At 70.8% G+C, this 6223-nt stretch carries 6 protein-coding genes; 5 read left to right on the top strand and 1 reads right to left on the bottom strand.

Annotation, left to right across the window (positions count from 1 at the left end):
* Positions 1–599, top strand: a 599-nt coding sequence (locus D180_RS07050) for an SDR family oxidoreductase (protein ID WP_017912241.1), incomplete at its 5' end; no start/stop codon positions are given.
* Between the two features lie 160 nt (positions 600–759).
* On the opposite strand, the gene D180_RS07045 is transcribed toward D180_RS07050, so the two are convergent.
* The gene (locus D180_RS07045) at positions 760–1743 is read right to left on the bottom strand and encodes a LysR substrate-binding domain-containing protein (RefSeq protein ID WP_017912240.1); all 984 of its coding nucleotides are present in this window, start codon (positions 1741–1743) and stop codon (positions 760–762) included.
* Positions 1744–1895: 152 nt separating this feature from the next.
* Here D180_RS07045 and araD1 point away from each other — a divergent pair, with 152 nt between their 5' ends.
* From araD1 to D180_RS07025, 4 genes are all read left to right on the top strand, one after another.
* On the top strand, positions 1896–2903 hold the full coding sequence (gene araD1 / locus D180_RS07040; RefSeq protein WP_026143438.1) for an AraD1 family protein: 1008 nt from the start codon (positions 1896–1898) through the stop codon (positions 2901–2903).
* Positions 2904–2921: 18 nt separating this feature from the next.
* Positions 2922–4361, top strand: a complete 1440-nt coding sequence (locus D180_RS07035; RefSeq protein WP_017912238.1) for an aldehyde dehydrogenase family protein — start codon at positions 2922–2924, stop codon at positions 4359–4361.
* Between the two features lie 97 nt (positions 4362–4458).
* Positions 4459–5451: an ABC transporter substrate-binding protein gene (locus D180_RS07030; protein ID WP_043090593.1), complete on the top strand. Its 993-nt coding sequence runs from the start codon at positions 4459–4461 to the stop codon at positions 5449–5451.
* Between the two features lie 10 nt (positions 5452–5461).
* On the top strand, positions 5462–6223 hold a 762-nt coding region (locus D180_RS07025; protein ID WP_017912236.1), incomplete at its 3' end, for an ATP-binding cassette domain-containing protein.

Genomic DNA, 6223 nt, shown 5'->3' with positions numbered 1-6223 from the left:
CCGCGTCCGGCCTGACCGCGCCGTGGTGGCGTCGCTGCGACGTCACCGACGTGGCCGCGCTGCAGGCGGCGATCGGCGACGCGGCGGCCGAGCTGGGCGACTTCCACGTGCTGCTCAACAATGTCGGCAGCGACGACCGCCACGCGCTCGACGCGGTGACCCCGGAGTACTGGGAGCGCTGCGTGTCGATCAACCAGCGCGCGGCGTTCTTCGCCATCCAGGCAGTGGTGCCGGGCATGCAGCGGCTGGGCGGCGGTTCCATCGTCAACCTCGGCTCCACCGGCTGGCAGAGCAAGACCGGCGGTTACCCGGTGTACGCCACCGCCAAGTCCTCGGTGAACGGCCTGACCCGCGGCCTGGCCCGCGACCTGGGCGCGGCGCGGATCCGCATCAACGTGCTGACCCCGGGCTGGGTGATGACCGAACGCCAGGTCACCCTGTGGCTGGACGAGGCCGGCGAGCGCGAACTGGCGCGCAACCAGTGCCTGCCGGACAAGGTGATGCCGGAGGACATCGCGCGCATGGCGCTGTTCCTGGCCTCGGACGAGGCGCGCGCGATCACCGCGCAGGAGTTCGTGGTGGACGGCGGCTGGACCTGAGCGCGGTCGCGCGGCTGGGCGTCGCGGGGGCACCGGTTCGGGCAGGGCAACAGCGGAGGCGGTATCCGGCTTCGCTCGTCGGGGCTGAAGCCCCTCCCACAAACAGCCGGGCGCTGCTGCTGGGCGGCGCGTTGTGGGAGGGACTTCAGTCCCGACGCGATCAGCCGTCCGCAGGCAGCGACGGCGTGGCCGCCGTCACGGCGACACCGTACACCGTGGCCGCCGCCTCCTGCAGCGCCTGCAGCACGATCCGCGCACCCGGCGACAGCAGCCAGTCGCGGCGGGTGATCAGGCCGAAGGCGTCCATGCGGCAGGACAGCGCCACCGGCACGATCGCCACGCTGCCGTGGTCGGCGAAATGCCGGGCCACGTCCTCGGGCACCACCGCCAGCGCGTGGCCATGGCGCAGCAACTGCGGCAGCACCACCAGCGCCGAGGTCTCGATCACCCGCTTGGGCGCTTCCAGCCCCGCGTTCTGGAACATCAGTTCGAAGCGATGGCGCAACACGCTGCCGTCCGGCGGCACGATCCACGGTGCCTCGGCCAGCACCGCCAGCGTCGGCACCGGCCCCGCCAGCAGCGGATGGCCGGGGCGGGCGATGGCGCAGACCTTTTCCTCGGCCAGCGCCTGGTAGTGCAGGTGGCGCTTGTCGTGCCGCGCGAACAGCCGCGCCACCACGATGTCCAGTTTGTTCTGCGCCAGTTGCTCCAGCAACACGTCGCTGCCGTCCACGCGCAGGCTCACCCGCAGCAGCGGATGCTGCGCGCCGACCTGGGCCAGCGCCGACGGCAGCAGGCTCATCGCCGGCCCGGCGATCGCGCCGACGGCCACGCTGCCGGCATAGCCGGCCTTCAGCGCCTCGATCTCGGCGCCGGCCTCGCCGAGGCTGGCCAGGGCGATGCGCGCGTGGCGGATCATCGCCTCGCCGTACCAGGTGGCGCGCATGCCGCGCGGCAGGCGCTCGAACAGCGGCACCGCCAGCATGTCCTCCAGGTCCTTGAGCAGCTTGGAGGCGGCCGGCTGCGACATGTTCAAGGTCTCGGCGGCGCGGTGGATGTTGCCTTCCTCCTCGATCGCCAGCAGCAGCATCAATTGCCGGGTCTTCAGGCGGGCGCGGACGAACCAGGGCGGGGCGGCGGGCATGGCGCTCACAGAGATACGAATGTTCGTATACGTTAAGCCAAAACCGATATTTGTTGCATATAGGTCGTCCGGCCAGAATAGGTCGGGCGCATCGCGCCGCGCGTGTCCCGCGCCGCCCGCTGCGCGTCCGCATTCCGACAGGCGACCGATGCATGCGATTGATCCAGTTGCTCGATGACGCCGGCACGCCCGGCGTCGGTGTGGTGGAAGACGATGGCCGCCAGGTGCGGCTGCTGCGCGAGGTGGCGTCCACCTATGCGCTGGCCAACGCGGCGCTGGCCGCCGGCAACAGCCTGGAGGCGCAGGCGCAGCAGCTGCGCGGCGAGCGCGTGCTCGACTACGCCGCGCTGCTGGCCGCCGGTCGCGTGCTGCCGCCGCTGACCCATCCGGACCCGGCGCATTGCCGCGTCACCGGCACCGGCCTGACCCACCTGGGCAGCGCCGCCACCCGCGATGCCATGCACCAGAACCTGCAGCAGCAGGCGGCACAGGGCACGCTCACCGATTCGATGAAGATCTTCCAGCTCGGCGTGGACGGCGGCATCCCGCGCGACGGCCAGCCCGGCGCGCAGCCGGAATGGTTCTACAAGGGCGACGGCAGCAGCCTGGTCGCGCCGGGCGCGCCGCTGCCGTCGCCGGACTTCGCCCTGGATGGCGGCGAGGAGCCGGAACTGGTCGGGCTGTACGTCATCGGCGCCGACGGTGTGCCGTACCGGCTCGGCTTCGCGCTGGGCAACGAGTTCTCCGACCACGTCACCGAGCGCCAGAACTACCTGTACCTGGCCCATTCCAAGCTGCGCGCCTGCGCGGTCGGCCCGGAACTGCGCTGCGGCGCGTTGCCGCGCGACCTGCGCGGCCACAGCCGCATCCGCCGCGGCGATGCGGTGATCTGGGAGAAGCCCTTCGTCACCGGCGAGGCCAACATGTGCCATTCGCTGGCCAATCTCGAATACCACCATTTCAAGTACGCCGCGCACCGCGTGCCTGGCGACGTGCACCTGCATTTCTTCGGTACCGCCACGCTGAGCTTCGCCGATGGCGTGCAGGCGCAGCCCGGCGACCGCTTCGAGATCGAACTGGCCGAGTTCGGCGCGGCGCTGGTCAATCCCTTGCAGCGCGTCGACAGCGGATTCGCCCTGGGCGGCGTGCGCGCGCTGTAGAACCGCACGGAGGTAGGCATGACCCGACGTTTCCAGAGCTACATCGACGGCCGCTGGGTGGCCGGCGACGACCTCGCCCCAGACGAGAATCCGTCCGACCTGTCGGCACCGGTCGGCGAAGCCGGCAGCCTCGACGCGGCCGCGGTGCGCGAGGCGATCGCCGCGGCCAACGCGGCGCAGTCGGCGTGGGCCGCGAGCACCCCGCAGCAGCGCGCCGACGCGCTGGACGCGGTCGGCAGCGAGATCCTGGCGCGCAAGCAGGAACTGGGCGCGCTGCTGGCCTCGGAAGAGGGCAAGACCCTGCCGGAGAGCATCGGCGAGGCGGCGCGCGCCGGGCAGATCTTCAAGTTCTTCGCCGGTGAGGCGCTGCGCATTCCCGGCGAGACGCTGGCCTCCACCCGGCCCGGGGTCAACGTCGAGATCACCCGCGAGCCGGTCGGCACGGTCGGCATCATCGCGCCGTGGAATTTTCCGCTGGCGATCCCGGCGTGGAAGATCGCGCCGGCGCTGGCCTACGGCAACACCGTGGTGTTCAAGCCGGCGGAGATCGTGCCCGGCTGCGCCTGGGCGCTGGCCGAGATCCTCAGCCGCGCCGGCCTGCCAAACGGCGCGTTCAACCTGGTGCTCGGCAGCGGCAGCACGGTCGGTCAGGCGCTGGTCGCCGAGCGCGGCATCGATGCGCTGAGCTTCACCGGCTCGGTGCCCACCGGCAACCGGTTGCTGCGCCAGGCCGCCGAGCGCGGGCTGAAGATCCAGTTGGAGATGGGCGGCAAGAATCCGCTGGTGGTGCTGGCCGATGCCGACCTGGACCTGGCGGTGGAGATCGCAGTCAACGGCGCGTACTTCTCCACCGGCCAGCGCTGCACCGCGTCGAGCCGGCTGATCGTCGAACGCGCGGTGCACGACGACTTCGTCGCGCGCGTGCGCACGCGCCTGGCCGCGCTGAAGATCGGCCATGCGCTGGAGCCGGGCGTGGACATCGGCCCGGTCGCCAGCGCCAGCCAGTTCGAACAGGATCGCGACTACCTGCGCATCGCCCGCGAGGAAGGCGCCGAACTGCTCTACGGTGGCGAGGCGCTGGAGTGCGCGCACCGCGGCTACTACCTGCGCCCGGCGCTGGTGGCCGCGCAGCCGCAGCACCGCATCGCCCGCGAGGAGGTGTTCGGCCCGGTCGCCGCGGTGCTGGTGGCCGACGATTACGAGCACGCGCTGGCCCTGGCCAACGACACCGAGTTCGGCCTGTGCGCCGGCATCGCCACGCGCTCGCTGAAGCACGCCACGCATTTCAAGCGGCATGCGCAGGCGGGCATGGTGATGGTCAACCTGCCCACTGCCGGCGTCGACCCGCACGTGCCGTTCGGCGGACGCAAGGCCTCCAGCTACGGCCCGCGCGAGCAGGGCCGGTATGCGGTGGAGTTCTACACCACGGTCAAGACGGCTTACACATCCGCACCATGAACTGATCGAATCAGCGCACGCCGGCCTGGGAGGGTGGGCGGCGCGTCGCGGCCTCCGGGCCCGTCCGACGCCAGCGTGCCATCAACGAGGAGGGGCTATGCAGAAGCACACGTCGGGAATGTGGGCGCTGGGAATCGCGGCGCTGCTGGGAATGGCGCTGGCCGCGTGTTCCGGCGGCGGCAAGGACGCCGGCAAGGCGCCCGGGCAACTCACCGTCGGTTTCAGCCAGGTCGGCGCCGAGAGCGAGTGGCGCACCGCCAACACCGCATCGATCAAGCAGGCCGTCGCCGATGCCGGCATGAAGTTGAAGTTCTCCGATGCGCAGCAGAAGCAGGAGAACCAGATCAAGGCGCTGCGCTCGTTCATCGCCCAGCGCGTGGACGTGATCGCGTTTTCGCCGGTGGTGGAGTCGGGCTGGGAGACGGTGCTGCGCGAGGCCAAGGCCGCGAAGATCCCGGTGGTGCTGACCGACCGCGCGGTGAAGGTGTCCGACGACAGCCTGTACGTGACCTTGATCGGTTCGGATTTCGTCGAGGAAGGACGCAAGGCGGCGCGCTGGCTGGTCGAGCGCTCGCCGCTGAAGGACGGCGACAAGCCGGTGCGCATCGTCGAACTGCAGGGCACCGTCGGCTCGGCGCCGGCGATCGATCGCATGAAGGGCTTCAAGGAGATCCTGGCGGCGCATCCGCGCTTCCAGATCGTGCGCTCGCAAAGCGGCGATTTCACCCGCGCCAAGGGCAAGGAAGTGATGGAGGCGTTCCTGAAGTCGGAGGGACGCAACATCGACGTGCTCTACGCGCATAACGACGACATGGCGATCGGCGCGATCCAGGCGATCGAGGAAGCCGGCCTGAAGCCGGGCAAGGACATCCTGGTGATCTCGGTGGACGGGGTGAAGGGCGCGTTCGAGGCGATGCAGGCCGGCAAGCTCAACGTCACCGTCGAATGCAATCCGCTGCTGGGCCCGCAACTGGTGCAGGCCATCCGCGACCTCAAGGCCGGCAAGCCGCTGCCCAAGCGCATCGTGGTGGAGGAGTCGGTGTACACCCAGGACCAGGCCGCGGCCGAACTGCCCAAGCGCAAGTACTGAGGCCGCGCGCATGCATCCGCTGGTGCTGGAGGCGCAGGGACTGAGCAAGGCCTATGCCGGCGTGGCCGCGCTGGAGGACGTGGCGCTGCGTTTGCGCGGCGGCGAGATCCACGCGTTGATGGGCCAGAACGGCGCCGGCAAGTCGACTCTGATCAAGCTGCTCACCGGCGTGACCGCCGCCGACGCCGGGCGCATCGTGCTGGATGGCGCGGTGGTCTCGCCGGCGTCGCCGCAGCAGGCGCAACGGCTCGGCATCAGCACCGTGTACCAGGAAGTGAACCTGTGCCCGAACCTGTCGGTGGCCGAGAACCTGTTCGCCGGCCGCTACCCGCTGCGCGGCTGGCTGCGGCGCATCGACTGGCGCCGGGTCGAGCGCGAGGCCGAGGCCGGCCTGCAGCGTTTGGGCATCGCCATCGACGTGCGCCGCGCGTTGGGCAGCTATCCGGTGGCGGTGCAGCAGATGGTGGCGATCGCGCGCGCGGTCGGGGTGTCGGCGCGGGTGCTGATCCTCGACGAACCCACCTCCAGCCTCGACGAAGGCGAGGTGGCCGAACTGTTCCGGGTGATGCGCGCGCTGCGCGATGGCGGCATGGCGATCCTGTTCGTCACCCACTTCCTGGACCAGGTGTACGCGGTGGCCGACCGCATCAGCGTGCTGCGCAACGGCCGCCTGGTCGGCGAATACACGCCGGCGGAATTGCCGGCGCCGCAGCTGGTCGCGGCGATGGTCGGGCGCGCGCTCGACCCGGCCAGCGCCGCGGCCGCCGCGGTG

It is taken from the genome of Xanthomonas sp. SHU 166 (assembly GCF_000364685.1).
Lineage (GTDB): Bacteria > Pseudomonadota > Gammaproteobacteria > Xanthomonadales > Xanthomonadaceae > Xanthomonas_A > Xanthomonas_A sontii.
The sequence above is the reverse complement of the archived record's forward strand: the minus strand, read 5'-3'. Positions and strand labels throughout refer to the sequence as shown.